Consider the following 21258-nt stretch of genomic DNA (forward strand, 5'->3'; position numbering starts at 1 on the left):
CCATCCACGGAACCGCCCCTCCGCTCGTCCGTTGCCCCTCGACAGCGCCACCAGACGCAGAGCATCAGGCCATGTCGGACGCCTACGATTATTTCCGCGCGCATGCGATCGCCGCCGTCCGCAAGGCGCGGGCGCTGCCGCGCGGGCGATCGAAGCAGAAGCAGCGCACGGTGGCGCGGGTTTATCACCTGCTCTCCAGGGAGGCCGCGCTGGCGCCGAACGTCCATCATCTCGAGGATTTCCGCGCGGCGCGGCGGCTGGAGCGGCAGATCGGCCGCTGATCTCTCTCCATGCAAATTTGGTCGGCAGCTATTCCGCGGGAATAGAGCTCCGCCGAGTTCCCTGGCGGTTGACCTTTTTACCGCCAACCAGTTGGATGCGCGCGCAACTGGGCATGACGACATCCCATCGTGGATCTGGAGAGATCGACGATCAGGCCTGAGCCCGCGCGGGGCTTTGGGCGATCCGGCGTTGGACCGTGCCCCACGTTCAACAGGGGATTCTCATGACGTTTTCCAGCATCTTCGCGCAGTTCGTCGCGCTCCTCGGCGGCATCGCGCTGCAATGGCGGAAGCTGTCGGGCAACACGCCCGCGCCGGCCTGGGGCCAGGCACCGGCCATTCCCGAAGCCAAGCCGCAAGGCGCCATCCCGACCCTGAAGATGCCGACCGCGCGCGGCTGGAGCGAGGGCCAGAAGCCCACTGCCGCGCCCGGGCTCAAGGTCAACGCGTTCGCGACCGGCCTCGACCATCCGCGCTGGATCGAGGTGCTGCCCAATGGCGACGTGCTGATCGCAGAAGCAACGCAAGTCGCAGGTCCCCCGCGCACCGTGTTTCACTATGCGATGCAGGCGACGATGCGGCGCGCCGCGGCGCTCGGCGTGTCCGCCAACCGCATCACGCTGTTGCGCGACAAGGACGGCGACGGCGTTGCCGAAGTCCGCGGCGCCTTCATGGAAAACCTCAACCAGCCGTTCGGCATGGCGCTGGTCGGCGACACCTTCTACGTCGGCAACACCGACGGCGTGATGGCCTTTCCCTACGTCGCCAATGCCGATCGCATCACCGCGCCGGGCAAGCGCCTCACCACCTTCAAGCCGAGCGGCCATTGGACGCGCAGCCTGCTCGCAAGCCCCGACGGCAAGAAGCTCTATGCCGGCGTCGGCTCGCTCAGCAACATCGCCGAGATGGGCATGGAGGTCGAGGAAGGCCGCGCCGCGGTCTACGAGCTCGATCTCGCCGCCGGCACGCACCGCATTTTTGGCGCCGGCCTGCGCAATCCGGTGGGTCTTGCGTGGGAGCCGAATACGAACGTGCTCTGGACCGTCGTCAACGAGCGCGACGGGCTCGGCGACGAGACGCCGCCGGACTATCTCACCTCGGTGCGCGATGGCGGTTTCTACGGCTGGCCCTATTGCTACTGGGGCAAGACGGTGGACGACCGCGTGCCGCAGGATCCCGCGATGGTCGCCAAGGCGCTTCAACCGGACTACGCGCTCGGCGGTCACACCGCTTCGCTCGGCCTGTGCTGGATGCCCGCAGGGACCTTGCCGGGCTTCCCCGACGGCATGGTGATCGGCCAGCACGGCTCGTGGAATCGCAGCAAGCTGTCCGGCTACAAGCTGGTGTTCATCCCGTTCCAGAACGGAAAGCCCTCCGGCCCCGGTCGCGACATCCTGGCGGGCTTCCTGGCGCCGGACGAGAAGGAATCCTACGGCCGCCCGGTTGGTGTCGTGATCGGCCCCGACAAGAAGTCGCTGCTGATGGCCGACGACGTCGGCAACGTGATCTGGCGCGTGACGGGCGCGTAAGCGGAAGGCCACCGGCGGTCGCATCTGCATTCCGTCATCCTGAGGTGCGAGGCATGGGACGCAACGCATCCCATGGGGAGCCTCGAGGGATGAACGGCCGCGATGCAGCCGGGTCGTCGTCCTTCGAGGCTTGCTCTGCGGCGCATTCGCTTCGCAGAGCAAGCACCTCAGGATGACGGTGATAGAGCGCGCCGCCGTTCAGGCTAATCGAGCGCCATCCTCATCACGTCCCCACGCACAGCGTGGCGCGCTGCTTGCGCAGCAGCGCGATCACGGACAGGGCCGTGATCATCCCGGTCTTGGGATTCTCGGACGGGATGTTCTCGATGCCCATCGAGAACCGCGCCGAATCCGCCTCGACCTCGATGCGGTGAACGTTGCGTGTCACGGTGGGATCGGCCCAGACCTGCATCTGGGTGCGATCCGGCCCGATCCCCGCCAGCGACAGCGCGACGGCGACATTGACGTTGGCCGGAAAGCCCTTCGCCGCGTCGCGCGCGCTACCCTCGAACAGCTTGAGCGGCTCACGCAGATTGTCGATGTCGATGTTGTTCTGGACGATGAACGGCGCGCCCTTCAGCCCGTCGATCGGCTTGCGCGTCACCATCTTCACCGAATGAATGGTGCCGACCGCGGCGGCATTGACCGCATCGAGCCCGATCAGCGCGCCGGTCGGCACCAGGATGCGGCCGCCCTTGGCGCGGGCGAGATCGATCAGGTCGTAATTGTCGAGCAGGCCGCCGACGCTGACCACGACCGCGGCCTTGCCGCGCTTCACCGCGGGCTCGACGATCGCGCGCAACTGGCTGCTCGGCGCACACTCGACCACAATGTCGGCGGCCTCGCCGAGCTGGTCTATCGGCAGGATTTGCGGCGGGCGGTGCAGGTCGCTGAGAAAAGCCTGATGCTTGGCGGGATCGCGCACGGCGACGGCGGACAGCGTCAGTCCCTCGATGCCCTGATCGAGTGCGGTCGCGATCTTGCTGCCGATCGAGCCCAACCCTGCGATGGCCACCCGCAATTCGCCCGACGCTTTCTGTTCAGTCATCGCATCCACCTTTGATCCAGGCCCATGTCATAGCCGCTCACGCCTCCCGCGCATAGCTGCGCAGGCGCGCCTCCAGCACCGCCAGCATGGCATCGCGGGCCGGATCGCGCGAGCCGCGCAGCCAGGCCGCCGCCAGCGGCAGCCGGCCGACGGGGCCGATCTGCTTCGGCCGCAGCGGCACGAAGCGCACGCCGGTCACCGCCATGCGCGTGGTCCAGCGCGGAACGATCGCGACGCCGAGCCTGGTTGCCACCAGGTTGATGATGGTCTGCTTCTCGTCGGCGACCTGCACGATGCGCGGCGTCAGCCCGGCCTGCTCAAACAGCTTGATCGTGAGGTCGTGGCTGTGCGGCCGCGAGCGGCGGTCCGGCACCAGCATCGCCTCGTCGGCAATGTCAGCCAATGTGATCGACTTCTTGGCCGCCAGCGCGTGCCGCTGCGGAAAGGCCGCGATGGCGGTCTCCTGGAGCAGATCGCGGAATTCGAGCCGCTTGTCCGCACTGTCCGGCGGACGGACGAAGGCGAGATCGAGTGCGCCGGTCAGGATCTTCGGCAACAGCCGGACGGTCTTGTCCTCGAGCAACTGTACCGCGATGTCAGGATGCTTGTCGCGGAAATCGCGCAGCAGCGGCGGCAGCAATCCAGCCGCCGCACTGTCGATGGCGCCGACCCGCAGCCGCCGCGCGGTCCCCGCGCGCGAGCGGTTGCGCAGATTGCTCTCGACGGCCTCGACCTTGGCGAGGATGGCGCGGGCATCGCGCAGCAGCATCGTGCCGTCTTCGGTCAGCGATACCGCGCGCGTCGTCCGCGCGAACAGCCGCGTGCCCAGATCCTCTTCCAGCAGCCGGATCTGTCGCCCGAGCGCCGAGGGCAGCATCTGGAGCTGCTGCGCCGCATGGCCGAAATGCAGCTGCTCGGCCGCCGCCACGAAGCATCGAAGCTGATGCAATTCCATCAAAAGTCCTCACGTCCCGCCCGCAAGGATTATATCATTTTTTTGTATAAACCAGCACCAATTGAGTATGCCTCTCGCCCCCGCCTAGGCTTGTTGCCGGCGCGGGCCTCTTGCGGTCCGCCGACACAACAACAAACCGGAACTTGTGGAGGCCAAGGTGGCGAGCGAGATTCAGACGCGCGTGCTGCGCAAGATCACTTGGCGCATCGTTCCCTTCATCATGCTGCTGTACTTCGTGGCGTTCATCGACCGCGTCAACATCGGCTTTGCCTCGCTGACGATGAACAAGGACATCGGCCTGTCGCCCGCGGTCTACGGCTTCGGCGCCGGCATCTTCTTCTGGGGCTATTTCCTGTTCGAGGTGCCCTCCAACATCATCCTGCACAAGATCGGCGCGCGGATCTGGATCGCGCGGGTGATGATCACCTGGGGCATGGTCTCGGCCGCGATGGCGTTCGTGCAGGGCGCGACCAGCTTCTACATCCTGCGCTTCCTGCTCGGCGTCGCCGAAGCCGGCTTCTTTCCCGGCATCATCCTCTATCTCTCCTACTGGTTCCCGGCGCGCCAGCGCGCCGCCGTCACCGCGCTGTTCATGGCGGCCGCGCCGCTCTCGACCGTGCTGGGCTCACCGATCTCGGGCGCGCTGCTGGAGATGGACGGCCTGCTCGGCTTCAAGGGCTGGCAATGGCTGTTCGTGCTCGAGGCGCTGCCGGCCGTGGTGCTCGGCTTCGTCGTGCTTGGCTTCTTGACCGATCGTCCCGAGAAGGCGAAATGGCTCACTGATGACGAGCGCCGCTGGCTGGTCGAGACCATGAACGTGGAGACCACCAGCAAGGCCGCGACCGCGAGCCACAGCATCTGGCGGGGGCTCGCCGATCCGCGCGTGCTGGCGCTGTCGCTGATCTATTTCGGCACCTCGGCCGGTCTCTACACGCTTGGCGTCTGGGCGCCGCAGATCATCAAGCAGTTCGGCCTGTCCTCGCTCCAGGTCGGTTTCCTCAACGCATTGCCGGCAACCGCCGCCGTCATCGCCATGATCCTGTGGGCGCGGCATTCGGACCGCACCGGCGAGCGCACCTGGCACGTCGTGTGGGCCTGCCTGATTGCGGCTGCGGGCCTCGCCTATGCCGGCCTAGCGACCGGTGTCGTCGCCGTGCTGATGGCGCTGACGCTGGTCAACATCGGCATCTCCTCCGCAAAGCCGCCCCTGTGGAGCATGCCGACGCTGTTCCTGTCCGGCCCCGCGGCCGCAGCCGGCATCGCCACCATCAACTCGATCGGAAATCTCGGCGGCTTCGTCGGGCCCGCCATGATCGGCTGGATCAAGGACCAGACCGGCAGCTTCGTCGGCGGTCTCTATTTCGTCAGCGGCCTGCTCGTTCTCTCGGCGGTCCTGACCCTGCTGTTGTCGCGCGCGAAAACTGCGCCCGTCGAACCCGTCCCGCAAACTCACTGATCTCTCAAACGGAGCCTTCCCATGCGCACCCATTCGATCGCAGCCATTCCCGCCGACGGCATCGGCCCCGAGGTGATCTCGGCCGGTGTCCGCGTGCTGGAGGCGCTCGCAAAACGCAGCGGCGACCTCGCCTTCAACGTCAAGACCTTCGACTGGGGCTCGGACTATTACAAGAAGCATGGCGTGATGATGCCGGCGGATGGCCTCACTGAGTTGAAGAAGTTCGACGCGATCTATTTCGGCGCGGTCGGCGCGCCTGACGTGCCCGACCACATCACGCTGTGGGGTCTGCGCCTGCCGATCTGCCAGGGTTTTGACCAATACGCCAACGTGCGGCCGACCAAGATCCTGCCGGGCGTCGCCTCGCCGCTGCGCAATGTCGGTGTCGGCGATCTCGACTGGGTGATCGTTCGCGAGAATTCGGAAGGCGAATATGCCGGCATGGGCGGCCGCGCGCACAAGGGCCTGCCGGAAGAGGTCGGCACGGAAGTCGCCGTCTTCACCCGCGTCGGCGTTACCCGCATCATGCGCTATGCGTTCCAGCTCGCGCAGTCGCGGCCGCGCAAATTCCTGACCGTCGTGACCAAGTCGAACGCACAGCGCCACGGCATGGTGATGTGGGACGAGATCGCCGCCGAGGTTGCGACCGAATTCCCCGACGTGACCTGGGACAAGATGCTGGTCGACGCCATGACGGTGCGCATGACGCTGCATCCGAAGAGCCTCGACACCATCGTCGCGACCAATCTCCACGCCGACATCCTCTCCGACCTCGCCGGCGCGCTGGCCGGGAGCCTCGGCGTGGCACCGACCGGCAACATCGATCCGCAGCGCCGCTTCCCCTCGATGTTCGAGCCGATCCACGGCTCGGCTTTCGACATCACCGGCAAGGGCATCGCCAACCCGGTCGCAACGTTCTGGACCGGCGCGCAGATGCTCGAGCATCTCGGCGAGAAGGACGCAGCGTCACGGCTGATGAAAGCGGTCGAGCGCGTCTGCGCGGCAGGCGTTCTGACGCCCGATGTCGGCGGCAAGGCGACGACGAAGGAAGTCACGGACGCCGTGATCGACGCGATCCACGGATCGAACGTCTAGCAGATGGAGGAGAGCGGGCAGGAGAACATCTCTTGCCCGACCTCACTGCACGCCATGGCGGACGAAATCATCGCCGATCCTGGCCTCGATGATCCTCGCAGCCGAGATGTCGCTGTCGCCGCCGGCTTTGTCACCCTGCCTGAGCTTGGCAAGTCCGCGTCCATAAAGCGCGCTTGCCAGCTTCGGCTCGACGCGCAACGCCGAATTATAGTCGTCGATGGCCGCGGCGAGTTGGCCCATCTTCAGATGGATCAGCGCTCGCGAGTCGTAGGTCGCGGCATCGTCCGACCCCGACTGGAGCGCCCTGTTGCAGTCGTCGAGCCCGGCCTCGAGATTGCCGAGGACGGCCCGTATCCAGCAACGTCCCCTCCAGGCATGATTCGAATTCGGATCGAGACGGATCGCCTCGTCGAAGTCGTGCGCGGCGCGCTCGTACGCGTTCATTTTAAGGTAGGCTTCGGCTCGGTTGACGAAGGCACCGCCATAATTGGGGTTGAGCTTGATGGCCTCATCGAAAGCCTTCACCGCGACGTCATACGCCCCCTTCTTCAAATAGGCCACGCCGCGGTTGTTGACCGGTTTGACGTAACCTGAGGCGAGCTCGATCGCCTGATCGAAATCCTTGATCGCGCGGTCGTACTCCGCGGTCACGACGTAAGCATTGCCACGATTGTTGTAGGCGACGGCCAGTGCGTCCGCATTGCCCTCACCCGAACTGATGAGCGCCGTGCAGCCGGCGATCCTGACTTGAGGCGGAACGTCCGCACCGTGGCACAGTTCGATGCTCTTGAGATTGCTGTTTCTCTGCGGTTGTCCCGCCGCTGCCGGTTGGCCGAGCAACAGCAACACGAGGATGGTCGCCGCGCCGTCGATGAGAGCGACCCTCATGTTCATGTCCGGATCAGACCCCGCTGCAAATGGATGAAGCATCGCAAGTTCGCTTCAGCATCCTCTTCAGCATCCTCGGCAGATGGTCAGCTTCGGATTGGCTGCCTCTGCGGGCTGAGCCGGCGTGGCGGCTGCACGCTTCTTCAGCGCGTTGCTCTTGCCCTCTTCGATGAGAGTGGCGAATCTGGTGGAACCATCATCCGAGATTTCGATGTGCGGCGTGGTGCCTCGGATCCCCATGGTTGCGACGGGCGTATCGACCTTCATGTCGCCGGTCTTGGCGACCTTGCCGGCAACAAACGTGGCCGTTCCCTTGGTCAGACTGAAAAACGTCGCATTCGTCTTCCCCTCCGGCTCGTACACATACTCGTCCAACGTCATGCGAGCGTTGCTGGACAGATTGAACGACGAGCCATCGATGAAGTTGATGCTGACCCGGCTGTCGACCTCGGTTCGCACCACGTCGCCCAGATATACGACATCGCCAACCTTGGATTGGGCGGCCTGATCGCCAAGGTTCGCCTGGACCACGACCGCACCCTTGTGCTCGATCGTGACCGCGCCCGTAACGCCGATGACCTTACCGATGGGTTTTGGCGCAACATCCTGGACGGCGGGCTTCGCAGGATTGACTTGCGCTTGCGCGGGCCCAGAGAAGGTACTTGCAAATGCCCAAACGACACCGGTCACGAAAGCTGCAATCGTCTGTCTGCGCATGACCCGCCCTCTCCGAGAAGATCTCGTTCGCGTGGCCGCTTAACGGGCTCTTTGAATCTTGGCGGCGCCCGCACGTCGTGCTTCGTCGAATCTACCACCTTGAGCGGTCCTATGGACCAGCCTACAAATGGAGTACTCCGTTTGCGCCTTCCATCTTCGCGCCGGGACGCTTAAGCTCGCAGGAAGGGGCCATGCTCTTTGCTGGCCCGCAGAGATCGAGTTGCTTCATCAAAACGTTTTCGGCGTGCAGGGCCCAATGAGCCGACGCCAGAATACTTTATTCCGTGGCGTAGGCAAAACCAACAAAAAGACTACGGCACCACGCTGAGCCTGAATTGTCCAGCCGGCGAGGCCAAACCATGATCGTTGCATCCGGCGTGGAACTCACGGATGAGGCCGTCGCGATCCCGCCTCCCCACATCATCGGCATCGTTCAGACGGCGATCGGTTACGCAACTCTCGCGCGAGACAACTCCGCGGCAACACAAGTCAGCGTTAGCGACCCTGTCTGTCGTGGTGACACAATCGAGACTGCCGCTGACGGACAGGTCGGAATTCTGCTCGTCGACGGCACCGTCTTCAAGATCGCCAGCAGAGCTCGGATCGAGCTGAGTGAATACGTCTACGATTCCAACGGCACGGTGCGCTCGATCGTGCTTGCGGTGACCCGAGGAAGCTTTTCTTTCGCAGCCGGCCGGCTGGGCAATTGCGGCACCCTGACGGTCGACACGCCGATGGGGAGCCTTCGCGGCCGCTCCTATTCGAGCGGGTTCGGAATATTGACGCTTGCCGCGCTGACTTTCTCGATGATGCCGGACGCACACGCCACGGACCCCGACGCCACATTCCTGGATGACGACAAGATCGATTACAAGGACCTTCAGCACGGCTCCTTCGAGCTCATCACCAAGGAAGCGGTACCGCGACACATCATCGTCGAAGATCCCGGCGAGACCGTCGTTCTGAACAGGATCGGCTCCTCGGTCAACGTCAGCCAGATCGCCAATAGCGCTGCGCGAATGGAGGAATTGCAGACGGCGCAACAGGACGTGCTCGCCAATCTCACGCATGGTCCAACAGGATCGAGCACCCCCTCTTTCGGCGACCCACTTTCGCTGGAGCATATCAATTTTACCCCGCATGACTCGACCACGCAGCAAGGCGTGCTTCCGCCTCTGCCGCCGTTCGAGATCCCGGTTCCCATCATCATACATTCGCCGCCGTCGCTGGACGTGCAAGCCGGACCGGTCGAAGTCGACACGATCCATTTCGACGAGTTCACCACGACGAGCGGCACTTTCGCGGCCAGCAGTCCCGAGACCGGCGTCATCCTGACCTTCGGCCTCAGTGGAGGAACGTCCGGCAGCACGACACTGAATGGAGTGACCTACAATGTTTCGCAGACGGGCCCCTTCGGCACTCTGTTCTTGAATAGCACGTCCGGCGCCTACGCTTTCGTTCCGAACAACGACGCAATCAACGCCCTGCAGTCGCCGACGACGACAAGCTTCCTCATCACAGTCTCGGACGGCTCGCGCACGACGAGTCAGGTCTTCACGATCGGCATCGACGGTGCCAACGATGCGGCTATCATCTCGGGCGACGTCAATGCCACGGTGGCGGAGGCAGGCGGCGCCGCCAATGCGGCGCCTGGCACACCAACGGCAACCGGCACGCTCGCGGATGCGGACGTCGACAACCCGCCCAATACGTTCACGGCGGTCAGTTTGCCGACCAGAAGCACGGACGGCTACGGCTTCTTCACGATCACAGCAGCCGGCGTGTGGACCTATATGCTCGACAACACCAATCAGGCGGTCCAGGCCCTCAATGTCGGCGACACCCTGACCGACACCTTGACGGTGACTAGCGTCGACGGCACCCCTCAAGTCGTCACGATCACCATCCATGGCAGCAACGACGCCGCCATCGTCTCCGGCACCGCGGCCGGCTCGGTTGTCGAAAGCAGCACCGCGTCGCCCGGTACGTCGATCGCGACGGGCATGCTTGCCGATGTGGACGTCGACAATCCAGCCAACACCTTCGTGGCGACCGGCTTGCCGACGGCGAGCGCGAGCGGCTACGGCAGCTTTACGATGACAACCGCCGGCGTGTGGACCTACGCACTCGACAATGCCAACGCCAAGGTACAGGCGCTCAACGACGGCCAGACGCTGACCGACAGCTTCACGGTGACCACGATCGATGGCACCCCACAGGTGGTGACGATCACCATCAATGGCAGCAACGATGCGGCTGTCATTTCCGGTCAGACGACGGGCTTGGTGATCGAGGCCGGGGGCTGCGCCAACGGGAAGCCCGGGACGCCGGTCGCGACAGGTACGCTGACCGACACCGACCCAGACAATCCGCCAAACGCCTTCGCAGCGGTGAGCTCGCCAAAGCCGAGCGCAGCCGGCTTCGGCACCTTCACGATGACGGCGCTTGGCACGTGGGCCTACACGCTCGACAACGGCAACAGCGCCGTGCAGGCGCTCAATGTCGGCGACACGCTGACCGACACATTCACCGTGACGACCGTCGACGGTACGCCGCAGGTGGTGACCATCACGATCATCGGCACGAATGACGCCGCCGTCATTTCCGGCACCACGATGGGCTCGGTGCTCGAGGCAGGCGGAATTTCACCTGGCAAGCCAGTCGCGACCGGCACGCTCACCGATACCGACGTCGACAATCCGGCCAACAGCTTCACCGCCGTGACCTGTCCGACTGCAAGCGACTGCGGCTACGGTACCTTCACGATGACGGCCGCCGGCGTATGGACCTATACGCTCGACAACTGCAACAGCGTGGTAAACGCCCTCGATGCCGGCGACAGGCTCACCGATCATTTCACGGTGACGAGCATCGACGGCACCAAGCAAGAGGTGACGATCTCAATCCATGGCGCCAGCGACGGCGACCCCAACGACTTCGACAATCTGGCCACAGGGATGACCGTGGTATCGGATCCTCCGTTCGTCTACGGGACCCCCGGACACGATAGCATCGCAGGTGGCGGCAATATCGCCCAGATCGTTTACGGCGGCGCCGGCGACGACACCCTCAACGGCACCGGTGTGTGTGACACCATCTTCGGCGGCTCGGGCAACGATACGATCAAGGGCAACAACGGAGACGACGTCATCTACGGCGGCTCGGGGCGAGACACGATCGACGGCTGCAACGGCGACGACACCATCATCGGCGGGTTCGGTGCGGACAAGCTCACCGGCGGCAACGGCAAGGACGTCTTCGTTTATCTGTCCGCGGTCGATTCCAGAGCGGGCCGGTTCGACACCATCAATGATTTCGCGTCGGGATGCGACAAGATCGATCTGACGGCGCTCGGCACGCTCGGATTTGCGATCCTGACCCTGAACTCCGCAAACACGTCTGTGCCGGCGCATACCATCGCCTGGCTGTACGACAGCTCGGCCAATGAGAGCGTCGTCTATGTCAATCCGACCAACCAGCCCCTTCAGATCGGTGATTCCAGCCTGGTGGAAATCCATCTACAGGGCATCGCAAGCATCGACTCGTCGGATTTCCTCGTCGCACCGCCCGCCGCACCGGCGGCGGCCATGACTGACGCGATCGACCCGACTACGGCGACACAAAGCGACACCATCGTCGTCGCGGCCAGCACGTCCAGCCTCTCGACTGACACGACGGCTGAGACCCTTCCCGTCGGTCAGATCTCCGCGGCTCAAGCGGCCGAATTGAGCCATAGCCTCGATGCCGGTCAAAGCCGGACCGGGTGGAGCGACCATCCCAGCTCTTCTGATCCGGCGGGGACTGCGGCACCGAGCCCCGTGGAAGTGGCAAGTGTTTCGCCATTGGCGAGCTTCGATTTTGTCTTTGAGCAAATTGGAAAGGGCGACAGCAGCCAATCGAAGTCGATCAGTCCGGTTAGCACCGCAACCGAAAGTCATTCGGGACCGGCAATTCCGGTCAGCACGCCGGATGGCTTTCTCTTTGCATCTGACCAACCCGCCGACAATGGCAAGGCTGCCGAGGCTCCTGGCGATGCGAGCGCCGCCGATACAGGGGGGCCGCTTGACGCCAGCCCGGCGAATAAGCCCGAGAACGGCGGCAACGATCATTCGCACCTGCCTCAAGCAACCGGACACCGTCATGACGAGGCTGCGGGGCCCGGCGCGCTTCATACTCAGCCGCATTCCAAGGCTGACGGCGCGTCCGGTTCGGAAGCAAATCCGCACGCAGCAGGCGATTCTTTTAAATTTCTGAATCCGGGTCACGACAAATCGAGCATCACCGCCGAAGGCGATTTTCCATCACCGCTCGATCAGCACGGACATGCGAGAGAGGCCAAGGGAGAGCACAAGGGACATGCTGACGCGGCGCCAATGATCGAGGCTTGGCATATGGACAATGGCGCTCACAACGGACACGTCAACCATCCCCTGCAGCACGATCTCATCGTGTGAGGTTGGTCCGCTGTGGAAGCTCCGGATCCGCGGCGATACTACCGCCGGCCCGCCGCCGGCGGCGTTGCCATGGCAGCGGCCGGCTCGGGCGGCATCAGATGGCGTGGGACGATGATGGTCTGGCCGGGCGTGAGCGGTGCGTTCTCGGCCAGCGAGTTGCTCTGCGCGATCGTCCACAGCGGCACGCGATTGGCTGCCGCGATGCTCTCCATGGTGTCGCCGCGGCGCACCGGCACCCGCACGCCGCTGTCCCATAATTCGACCAGCGTATCCCCGGGCACCAGGTAGCGCAGCGGCACGGTATCGGCCTGGGTCTGCGGCTGGATACGCGGCAGCTGCGTCACCATCTCGACGATCTGACGGTGGATGTCGTCGGACTTCTCGATGTTGATGTGCGAGACGCGGCTGTTTTCCTTCAGATCATAGCTCGCGTAGTGGCCGCGATAGCCGGGCACGGCCACGACATCGCCGCCGCCGAGCACGCTGTCGGAGAGGAAGATGTTGATGAAGCGCTCGACATTGAGCGGCACGTCGCCGGTCGCATGCGCGGAATCGATGGCGATGACGAGGCTGATCGGAATGTTCTCCTTGGCCGCCATCTCGGAGATGACGACCGAGCACAGCCCGCCCATGGAATGGCCGATCAGCACGATCGGCGCCGGGCTTTCCTTGTAGCTGGCGATGGCACGGTTGCCGATCAGCCGGCAGATGGTGAATTCATAGACGTCGGCGGAGAAGCCGGCCTGCGTCAGCTTTTCACTGAGCCGGTCCATGCCGGTCGAGAAGATCGGCCCCATGGCGCCGCGGAACAGGTAGATCTTTGGCGGCGGCAGCGGCTCGACGGGCGCGGGCGGCGGCGGCGCAGGGGTCGTCACCGCGGAGCGCTTCGACTTGGCAGGTAACGCATTGGCAGGCGACGCAACGGCCGTGCCGGTGCTCAAGGCGAGCAGCGCAACCGCTGCCAGCACGACGAGCCGCCTCAAATCAATCATCAGTTCAGAAATCCCACCACGGGAGGCCGCCGCCTCCCCTGGGCTTAGTGACCACCGATTGGGTGGATTTTGGGGCACGGAACCGGGGCCGTGACGTCTGGTGCATCAATTGAACGGAACCCATGGCTGGGCCTCGCAGGCATCTACAATCACCGAAATTTCGATCCCCTTGTAGGCGTCACTGTCGAAAAAGACCGAATAAGCGGGCGATCTGCCGGCTGACGGGCCCCGCTGCCTCAGGCAGACGAAATACAATCCCGGCCCGTGGTCGGTTCGTCGGACCGCGGTTGTCTCGAGTCCCCCGGTCAGCTTGGCTTCGGCGGCGCCTTTCCTGACGCCCTCCTGCACCGCCTTGGCGCCCGGCGCACGCGGAGGCTGATAGGCGGGAGGCGGATTCGGGGTCGTTGCGCATCCCGCAAGCAGCAGCGTCAGGACGGTAGACAAGGCCGCCAGTGGCCGGCGGCCGAAGGCGGACCTTCGCCGGTCGCGCCGCGCCAACTCATATCGTGGAGACATCGCTTGCCCTCGGCGCCGAGCGCCTCATCCCTGGGTCAGGAAGAGATAAAGGCAGCCCGCGACGGTGGGCAGGAACGCGACCAGGGCCGTCATCCAGAAGCCGGGCTCCAGCAGCGCGTCCCGATCATCCGTCTCGCCAGCTGTGCGCCGATCCGCAACCGTGCGGCTCCAGGCTTCATCGGCCGCGAACAGAGGGATGCTCCTCGCCGTCGCATCGCGGCGCATTGCGCCTTGGCGCAACGCGCGCTGGGAGGGGCGTGTCATTCCTGATGTCAGCATGTCGGCTACTCTGATCGGCTACTCAAATGTCGAGCTGGGATATCGGCGCGCAGTCGCATCACTGCGTCAGCGCCTGCTCTGGGCTCGGCGCTGGGGGCGGTGATGCCGGGGGTGGAGTGTTGGCCAGACTCTCCTTGGCGCCGGAATCCGTCCAGGCCGGCGGCAGGCCGAGCCCCTGCCCTGCAAGGCCAGTCAGGCCGGGAAAGCGTCCGAACGCCTCGCACGCGACGTATTTGGGCGCACCACCAAGGCGCACGGGAATGCTGTCCATCGGAGGTAGCGCAGGAACGCCGCCGAAGGGCGATTCACCTGTGCTGACCAGCTTGGCGAAGTCCGCACCGAAATCGGCGGCGAGATCGTAGGCATCGCCTTCGTTGGAGACCCGACCGGAGTTCGAGATCGAGTTGGCACTGCGCGCCCACACCATGGCCGCCTTCTGAAATCCGGCGAAGTCGCGCGCTTCCGCTTCGACCGACAGGCTGCCGAGCCCGACCGGGAGCCGCGGCACCGGCACGGGCACGCCGGGAAGCGCGACAGTCTTGGCAATCGACAGGGCTTTCGACGCGCCGGCGGCAGTCTCGGCGTGGCATGCGTCACGGTCGCCTGCACCGTGAGATCGGCGTCGTCATCGGAGGCAACGATGCGGAAGCGCTCGCTCAAGCGCAGACACAGTTCGCGGCTGACGGCATTGGCGACCAGGCGGCGCTCCTTGTCATTGAACGCAATGCCGGGGCGCGCGGGAAAGACGGTCGATGCGATCCGGATCGTCTTCGCCGCCAGCAAATCCTTCTTGTTCACCCGGATCTGCGATCGCGTCACCAGCCCGTTCGCGTCCGACATCCGGTCGTAGCTCCTGAGCGAGCCGGCCCGTTCGAGCGGCGCGGCCGCGCAGCCCCCGAGAGCCAGCGCGACACTCATCAGGGCCGTCCGTGGCAAGCGCATGGCCCCATTCCCGCATCGACGGCTTATTAGAGAAATCGCTCTAATAATCACTCTCACGCCCCACATGACCCGTCAACATAAATAGATGGAACTCTCTAATTCGGATTTTCTCGTGGCGGAACCTCGTGCTAAACGGGGCGAATGTGAATGGAGATGTCTGGTTTGAGGAAAGTCGATCCCGTCAAGCATGAGCAGAAGCGCCAAGAGATCCTCGGCGCGGCGATCCGCTGCTTCATCAGGGACGGCTTCCGCGGCGCCAGCACGACGGACATCTGCACCGAGGCCGGCATCAGTCCCGGCCACCTCTATCACTACTTTCCGAGCAAGGAGGCGATCATCGAGGCGATGATCGATATGGGTCTTGTGCATGCGGCGGAGCGGTTCGAAAGGATTCTCGCGGCGGACGACGTGATGGAGGCACTGCTCGCCGATATCGAGGACAACAGTCTGCGGTTTCGCCCCGCCCAGCTTCTCAATCTGGATGGCCTTGCCGAAGCCGCCCGCAATCCGGACTTCGCCAAGATCATCGAGCGGCACACCGCATCGGTCCGCCGCATGTGGAGCGACTTCCTGCGCCATGCGCAGGAGCAGGGACGGGTGGATCCAGGACTCGATCCGGATGCGACGGCGAACATCCTGATCGCCCTCATCGACGGATCCCGCGCGCTGCCGATCCGCAATCCCAAGCTGGATATCAAGCAGAGCGCGGAGCACCTGAGAACGATGCTCGCCCGCTTCCTGAGGCCCCCCGAGGCGCAGAGCACCGCAAGCAAGCCGCGCAGCAAACGGACCAATCGTCCGCTCAAGCTGGTCAGGAAGCGATAAGGGGCCCGCGCCCGTGGCCGGCGATCTTCGCGTCAGGCGCGGGCTGCCATCTCTGAGCGGGCGCGATTGCGACGGCCAGCCGCGTCGTCATGGATGGCGGCACCTGCGTAGCGACCACACGGCGATTTGAACGGCCCCGCTCCGGGGGTCAACAGAAAGGCATTGACCTAGGAGCATATGCACCTATGTTCACTCATATAGGAGCATATGCTCTCATATACAAAGGAGCGGTGTCATGAGCGAAGCAACCATTCTGGTCAGCGGTGCGACTGGACGAACCGGGGGAGCCGCCGTCGACGAGCTGCTCAAGATGGACAAGAAGGTGCGCGCCTATGTGCGCTCGGACGGCGAGCGGGCGGCTGCGCTGAGGCAACGCGGCGTCGACATCGCCGTCGGCGATTTCACCGATATCGACGCCATTCGCGCGGCCATGGAGGGCATCCAATCGGCCTATTTCCTTCATCCGATCGCGCCGGGCATCATCGGCGCGGCCGCCTATTTCGCCCAGGCCGCGAAAGAGGCCGGCGTCAGCGCGATCGTCAACATGTCGCAAATTTCGGCCCGCCGGGAATCGGCAAGCCATGCGGCGCAGGACCACTGGGTTTCGGAGCGGGTGTTCGACTGGTCAGGTGTCGCGACCACGCATCTGCGTCCCACCTTCTTTGCCGATTGGCTGGTCTACCCGCATTTCGGCAAGGAGATCTGGGCCAGGAAGAAGATCGAATTTCCGTTTGAGAACGGACGCCACGCGCCAATCGCCAGTGATGATCAGGGCCGTGTCATCGCCCACCTCCTGGCCAAGCCGCAAGGTCACGAAGGCAAGATCTATCCGCTGCACGGCCCGGTGGAGATGAATCACACCGAGATCGCCGCTGAGATGAGCGAAGTGCTCGGCAGCAAGATCGAATACGCGCCGGCATCGATCGCGGTGTTCAAGGAGAAGATGGAGAAGGTCTACAAGTTTCCTCCATTCCTGGTGCAGCACCTGGTCGAAGTCGCCCAGAATTATCGCGACGGCATTTTCGCAGGCACAAACGACGCCGTCGAAAAGATCACGGGAACGCCGCCGCTCTCGGTCCGACAATTCATCGCGCAGAACCGCGCCATGTTTGCCTGAGCACGATCAAAGCGAACCTGGGGTTTGAAGATGTCCCACCAACAAACCGAGCGTCACCCGTTTCTGGACGACCTGACTGCTGATGCCGAGCTGGTCAGCTCCGTGCTGCGCGGTCCCGTCACCGGACGCGACGACATCCGCCGCGTGGTCGACGCCGTCGGAACCTTCTACGCGTCGCAAACGCCGAAATTTCTTCAGAGCGTCGGCTCGCGACTGTTTCTCGAATACGAGGCCGTTCTCACCGGCGGAGAGACGCTGAGTGCGGCCGTCATCGTCGACCACAATCCCGACGGATCGGTGCCGCGGGTCAGCGTGCGGATGAGCCCGCTCGGCGCAGTGCTGTCTCTCGCCGCCGGCCTGCGCGAACGGCTTTCGAAACAACTCCCCGAACGTCTTTTTCTCTGAACTGAAATGAGCCAGCGGCACGAACAGGCCTCCTGGCCCCGGAATCTGGAAAGGTAGACCGTCATGGACATCAAGAACGCAACCGTCTTCATCACCGGTGCCAATCGCGGCCTGGGACTGGCATTTGCGCGCGAGGCACGCCGCCGCGGCGCCGCGAAAGTCTACGCAGGTATGCGCAAGACGGACGGCTTCAACGAGCCCGGCATCATCCCGGTCAAGATCGACGTCACCGATCCGGGATCGATCACTGCTGCCGCCGCGTTGGCGGCCGACACGACGGTGCTGATCAACAATGCCGGCATCGCCGCCCTGATCGACGGCCCGCTGTCGGCCGACGTCGCGGCACAATCGGCCCGCATGTTCGATACCAATTATTACGGTGTCGTGCGCGTCACACAGGCCTTCGAGCCGATCTTGTCGACCAAGCCGAACGCCGCCATCATCAACGTGCTCTCCGACATCGTCTGGCTGCCTCGGCCGATTTTGACGCCCTACGCGGCGTCGAAGGCGGCAGCATGGAGCTATACCAACCAGCTTCGCTTTCATTTGCGCGAGCGCGGCGTCCAGGTTCTCGGCCTGCATGTCGGGTTCGTGGACACCGACCTGACCAACGGCATTGACGTGCCGAAAGCGAGCCCCGCAGACGTGGTGAGCCAGACCTATGACGCCCTCGCCTCCGGCAAGAGCGAGGTGATGGCCGACAAGGGAACGGCAGTGCTGAAGCATACGCTTGCGGCCGAAGAGCCCGGCTATATCACCCCGCCGCAAGGGCTTTAAGAAAGGGTTTTGAGAATATCGCTGCGCCCGCGCCGCGCCTATATTCGCGGCGCGGGCCTTCGACGGACATGAAGGACAAGGAGATGTTGCGGGTGAACAAGCCTTTGGGAATCGATCAATGCAACTGCTCCGCGATGAGGAAGGCCAACCGTCAGATCTCGCGTTTCTACGATGCCCATCTCGAGCCGGTGGGCCTGCGCATCACGCAGTTCCTCACCTTGGCGGCGCTGAACGAGCTCGGCAGCGCGGCCGTCAATGCGCTCGCCGAGCAGCTCGACATCGAGCGTACCGCAATGGGCAAGATGGTCGGCTTTCTGGAGCGGGACGGCCTGGTCCGAATCCGGCCCTCGCCTACCGATGGAAGAAGCCGCCTCATCGAGCTCACCGATGCCGGGCGGCGTCTTCACGACAAGGCCGCGCCGCTTTGGCAGGGCGCCCAGCGCGAATTTGAGCAGCTGAACGGCGCGAAAAATGTCGCCGCGCTGCGGGGCGCCCTGCGAGACATGGTCGTCGGCGACATGAAGGCAGACTCATCCGAGGACTGAGCGCCGCCATCCGATCGCAGAGAGCACGGCGGTGCCGACCGAGGCCGTCACCTCGGTCTGGATCGGCGCACGACCGCGACACGTTCTACGGCGGCAATGAGCGTGGTTACACTATCCCCGCCGTGACGAGCTCGCTGATGTTGCGTAAAGCGACCTGATGTTGCGCGATTTAGACAGAGACCCGGGCCATGGCCCGGGTCTCGCCTTGTTGAGTTTCACTGCCTGCTCTTGAGCCGGCTGCGATGGGCGGCCTGCTTGGCGCGATTGCCACAGACCGCCATGATGCACCATCGCCGCGCGCGCCTTCGCGTGTGGTCGGCGAACAGCATCGTGCAGTGATGGCCCTCGCACGCCTTCACGTCGGAAAAGTCTTCCTCGCAGACGAACTTCGCCATCGCCTCGCCGATCGGCAGCAGCAGGGATCGGGATGATGGCCAGCGCCGCATCGTCCGCAGCGCAAGGCCATGATGGCTGTCGTCGGACCGCGGCTCGATCCGGCTGAACACTTCGTCCTGCTCCAGGAGATCGTTCAGCGGACCGAGCTCCTGCAGAGCGGCCGGGCCAAGCGGCCGGCCCGCATGCTTGCGAACAAATCCCCTGAACCATTCGCGCAGCGCGCGCGCTTCGCCCGCGACCTTGTCGAGCTCACCCGGTTTTGCCCGCGCCTTCAGCGCGTCCAACTCTTCGGTGGGGACGAGCTTGGCCTGCGCCAGCCAGTCGAGCAGGCCATCGCCATCGTCGAGCCAATCGACGGGCGTATCGACCGGCGTCGCCACCGAGTTGAGAAAATCGAGGCCGAGCGTGTCGGCGATGAACATGGCAGGCGGGCGGTCCATGCGCGATCCTGAGTGGGCTTTGGCCGTCTGGATGAGACACGGCCTTAGTAACCACTAAAATGCCTATTGACAAGTTACGTGTCATCTACGTAACCTTCTTATAGCGCATTTAAAGGTTACTATCAGCAATGGAGACGGCCATGTCCCCGACCACCTATCGCACCTCAGGCGTCGATGGCTTCAAGGTGTTCTATCGGGAGGCCGGCCCCAGGGGCGCACCGAAGGTTCTGCTCCTGCACGGCTTCCCGAGCGCCGGCCACATGTTCCGCGAACTGATCCCGCTGCTCGCCGACAAGTTTCACATCGTCGCACCGGACCTGCCGGGCTTCGGCCAGTCCGACATGCCGCCGCGCGAAAGCTTCCGCTACACCTTCGACAACGTCGCGCATGTCATCGAGCGCTTCACCGAGGTGATCGGTTTCGATCGCTTCGCCGTCTACGTCTTCGACTATGGCGCGCCGACCGGCTTCCGGCTCGCACTGAATCATCCCGAGCGGATCACCGCCATCATCTCGCAGAACGGCAACGCCTATGAGGACGGCCTCAGCGACGGCTGGACTCCGATCAAGGCTTATTGGCAGGACCCCTCCCCCGCCAATCGCGACGCATTGCGCGGCTTCCTCACGCCGGAGGCAACGCGCTGGCAATACACGCATGGCGTCCCCGATCCCACCTTGGTGTCGCCGGACGGCCAGAACCTCGACAATTTTTATCTCGTAAGGCCGGGCTCCGACGACGTGCAGCTCGACCTGTTCGGAGACTACAAGAACAACGTCGCGCTCTATCCGTCATTCCAGAACTATTTCCGCACGCACAGGCCGCCGTTCCTGGCGGTCTGGGGCAAGAACGATCCGTTCTTCATTCCGCCCGGCGCCGAAGCGTTCAAGCGCGATAATCCCAACGCCGTGGTTCAGTTTTTCGACACCGGCCATTTCGCGCTGGAAACGCACGCGCGGGAGATCGCCGACAGCATTCGTGCGTTCCTGACCTGATGGGAAGCTGCGGAGCTGCCTAGAGCGGCAGAATCCGGTTCAGCAATTCAAGCAAGCTGCGCTGCTCGGCCTCGTTGAGCGGCGCCAGCATTTTCTGATTATACGGCTCCGTCAGTCTTGCCCCTTCGGCGATGAGCTTGGCGCCCTTCGGCGTGAGCAGCAGCTCGACGGCGCGGCGGTCCGCTTTTGAGCGGTTGCGCTTGATGAAGCCGGACGATTCCAGCTCGTTCAGGATCTTGATCAGGTTCGGCAGGCGCAGCCGCAGCACGCCGGCAAGGCTGCTCGGCGGCACGCCGGGATTGTCGCGAATGACGACGAAGATCGCGTAGGTCGCGGGCGTCAGGCCGAGCGCAGCAAACTCCTCGTAGAAGCCCTCGAAGAATTTGAGCTGCGCAAGCCGCAGCATGAAACCGGGCGTCCGCTGCAGCGCGCGCAGGTCCAGCGATGTCTCCGGCGTCTCTCCGGACTTTGCTCCGGGTCTTGCGGTTTTCGCCCTCATGATCCTCACGCTTCGGAGGCCGAAAATCGGCCGAATTGACACTCTCAAAAATAGCTATAAAATATAACTATTATCTAGCGGCACCAAGACCGCCCGCCCATCGGAGGGAG

At 64.0% G+C, this 21258-nt stretch carries 19 protein-coding genes and 1 pseudogene; 11 read left to right on the forward strand and 9 right to left on the reverse strand.

All coding sequences use genetic code 11. From position 1 onward, the window contains the following. The first annotated feature begins 71 nt into the window (after positions 1 to 71). Positions 72 to 281: a hypothetical protein gene (locus RAD16_RS34885; RefSeq protein WP_458162382.1), complete on the forward strand. Its 210-nt coding sequence runs from the start codon at positions 72 to 74 to the stop codon at positions 279 to 281. 224 nt (positions 282 to 505) lie between these two features. Then, the gene (locus tag RAD16_RS34890) at positions 506 to 1810 is read left to right on the forward strand and encodes a PQQ-dependent sugar dehydrogenase (RefSeq protein ID WP_458162383.1); all 1305 of its coding nucleotides are present in this window, start codon (positions 506 to 508) and stop codon (positions 1808 to 1810) included. A gap of 223 nt (positions 1811 to 2033) precedes the next feature. Here RAD16_RS34890 and RAD16_RS34895 read toward each other — a convergent pair whose 3' ends face one another. Beyond that, positions 2034 to 2858: an aspartate dehydrogenase gene (locus RAD16_RS34895; protein ID WP_458162384.1), complete on the reverse strand. Its 825-nt coding sequence runs from the start codon at positions 2856 to 2858 to the stop codon at positions 2034 to 2036. Between the two features lie 37 nt (positions 2859 to 2895). Continuing rightward, positions 2896 to 3813: a LysR substrate-binding domain-containing protein gene (locus RAD16_RS34900; protein WP_458162385.1), complete on the reverse strand. Its 918-nt coding sequence runs from the start codon at positions 3811 to 3813 to the stop codon at positions 2896 to 2898. A 157-nt stretch (positions 3814 to 3970) separates the two neighbouring features. On the opposite strand from RAD16_RS34900, the gene RAD16_RS34905 reads away from it, so the two are divergent. Both RAD16_RS34905 and RAD16_RS34910 read left to right on the forward strand, forming a co-directional pair. After that, complete coding sequence (locus tag RAD16_RS34905; RefSeq protein WP_458162386.1) at positions 3971 to 5269, forward strand: MFS transporter; 1299 nt, start codon at positions 3971 to 3973, stop codon at positions 5267 to 5269. Positions 5270 to 5290: 21 nt separating this feature from the next. Beyond that, on the forward strand, positions 5291 to 6364 hold the full coding sequence (locus RAD16_RS34910) for a tartrate dehydrogenase (RefSeq protein ID WP_458162387.1): 1074 nt from the start codon (positions 5291 to 5293) through the stop codon (positions 6362 to 6364). A gap of 42 nt (positions 6365 to 6406) precedes the next feature. Here RAD16_RS34910 and RAD16_RS34915 read toward each other — a convergent pair whose 3' ends face one another. Next, a complete protein-coding gene (locus tag RAD16_RS34915) occupies positions 6407 to 7252 on the reverse strand; it encodes a tetratricopeptide repeat protein (RefSeq protein WP_458162388.1) in 846 nt (281 codons plus the stop codon). 66 nt (positions 7253 to 7318) lie between these two features. Beyond that, positions 7319 to 7969, reverse strand: coding sequence for a FecR family protein (locus RAD16_RS34920; protein WP_458162389.1), 651 nt, complete (start codon positions 7967 to 7969; stop codon positions 7319 to 7321). A gap of 359 nt (positions 7970 to 8328) precedes the next feature. Between RAD16_RS34920 and RAD16_RS34925 the strand changes: the two genes are divergently transcribed. Then, a complete protein-coding gene (locus RAD16_RS34925) occupies positions 8329 to 12423 on the forward strand; it encodes a VCBS domain-containing protein (RefSeq protein WP_458162390.1) in 4095 nt (1364 codons plus the stop codon). 38 nt (positions 12424 to 12461) lie between these two features. Here the strand turns inward: RAD16_RS34925 and RAD16_RS34930 are convergent, their stop codons facing one another. The 3 genes and pseudogenes from RAD16_RS34930 to RAD16_RS34940 all read right to left on the reverse strand — a co-directional run bounded on the left by RAD16_RS34930 (position 12462) and on the right by RAD16_RS34940 (position 15128). Beyond that, the gene (locus RAD16_RS34930) at positions 12462 to 13415 is read right to left on the reverse strand and encodes a LysM peptidoglycan-binding domain-containing protein (RefSeq protein ID WP_458162391.1); all 954 of its coding nucleotides are present in this window, start codon (positions 13413 to 13415) and stop codon (positions 12462 to 12464) included. A 540-nt stretch (positions 13416 to 13955) separates the two neighbouring features. Beyond that, positions 13956 to 14210, reverse strand: a complete 255-nt coding sequence (locus tag RAD16_RS34935) for a hypothetical protein (RefSeq protein ID WP_458162392.1) — start codon at positions 14208 to 14210, stop codon at positions 13956 to 13958. A gap of 58 nt (positions 14211 to 14268) precedes the next feature. Next, positions 14269 to 15128: pseudogene (locus RAD16_RS34940) on the reverse strand (DUF3313 domain-containing protein). Positions 15129 to 15299: 171 nt separating this feature from the next. Here RAD16_RS34940 and RAD16_RS34945 point away from each other — a divergent pair. The 5 genes from RAD16_RS34945 to RAD16_RS34965 all read left to right on the forward strand — a co-directional run bounded on the left by RAD16_RS34945 (position 15300) and on the right by RAD16_RS34965 (position 18821). Continuing rightward, positions 15300 to 15977, forward strand: coding sequence for a TetR/AcrR family transcriptional regulator (locus RAD16_RS34945; RefSeq protein WP_458162393.1), 678 nt, complete (start codon positions 15300 to 15302; stop codon positions 15975 to 15977). A 235-nt stretch (positions 15978 to 16212) separates the two neighbouring features. Then, complete coding sequence (locus RAD16_RS34950) at positions 16213 to 17094, forward strand: NmrA family NAD(P)-binding protein (RefSeq protein WP_458162394.1); 882 nt, start codon at positions 16213 to 16215, stop codon at positions 17092 to 17094. 30 nt (positions 17095 to 17124) lie between these two features. After that, the gene (locus RAD16_RS34955) at positions 17125 to 17499 is read left to right on the forward strand and encodes a hypothetical protein (RefSeq protein ID WP_458162395.1); all 375 of its coding nucleotides are present in this window, start codon (positions 17125 to 17127) and stop codon (positions 17497 to 17499) included. A gap of 63 nt (positions 17500 to 17562) precedes the next feature. Continuing rightward, on the forward strand, positions 17563 to 18276 hold the full coding sequence (locus RAD16_RS34960) for an SDR family oxidoreductase (RefSeq protein WP_458162396.1): 714 nt from the start codon (positions 17563 to 17565) through the stop codon (positions 18274 to 18276). 68 nt (positions 18277 to 18344) lie between these two features. Next, positions 18345 to 18821: a MarR family winged helix-turn-helix transcriptional regulator gene (locus tag RAD16_RS34965; protein WP_458162397.1), complete on the forward strand. Its 477-nt coding sequence runs from the start codon at positions 18345 to 18347 to the stop codon at positions 18819 to 18821. Between the two features lie 215 nt (positions 18822 to 19036). Here RAD16_RS34965 and RAD16_RS34970 read toward each other — a convergent pair whose 3' ends face one another. Next, entirely contained in the window at positions 19037 to 19657 is a 621-nt protein-coding gene (locus RAD16_RS34970) for a CGNR zinc finger domain-containing protein (RefSeq protein ID WP_458162398.1), read from the reverse strand. Positions 19658 to 19797: 140 nt separating this feature from the next. Between RAD16_RS34970 and RAD16_RS34975 the strand changes: the two genes are divergently transcribed. Then, positions 19798 to 20649 (forward strand): alpha/beta fold hydrolase, encoded by an 852-nt coding sequence (locus RAD16_RS34975; protein ID WP_458162399.1) that lies wholly within the window; start codon positions 19798 to 19800, stop codon positions 20647 to 20649. Between the two features lie 19 nt (positions 20650 to 20668). Here the strand turns inward: RAD16_RS34975 and RAD16_RS34980 are convergent, their stop codons facing one another. Next, the gene (locus RAD16_RS34980) at positions 20669 to 21148 is read right to left on the reverse strand and encodes a MarR family winged helix-turn-helix transcriptional regulator (RefSeq protein ID WP_458162400.1); all 480 of its coding nucleotides are present in this window, start codon (positions 21146 to 21148) and stop codon (positions 20669 to 20671) included. Between the last annotated feature and the right edge of the window lie 110 nt (positions 21149 to 21258).

The organism is Bradyrhizobium sp. 18BD, assembly GCF_054185225.1.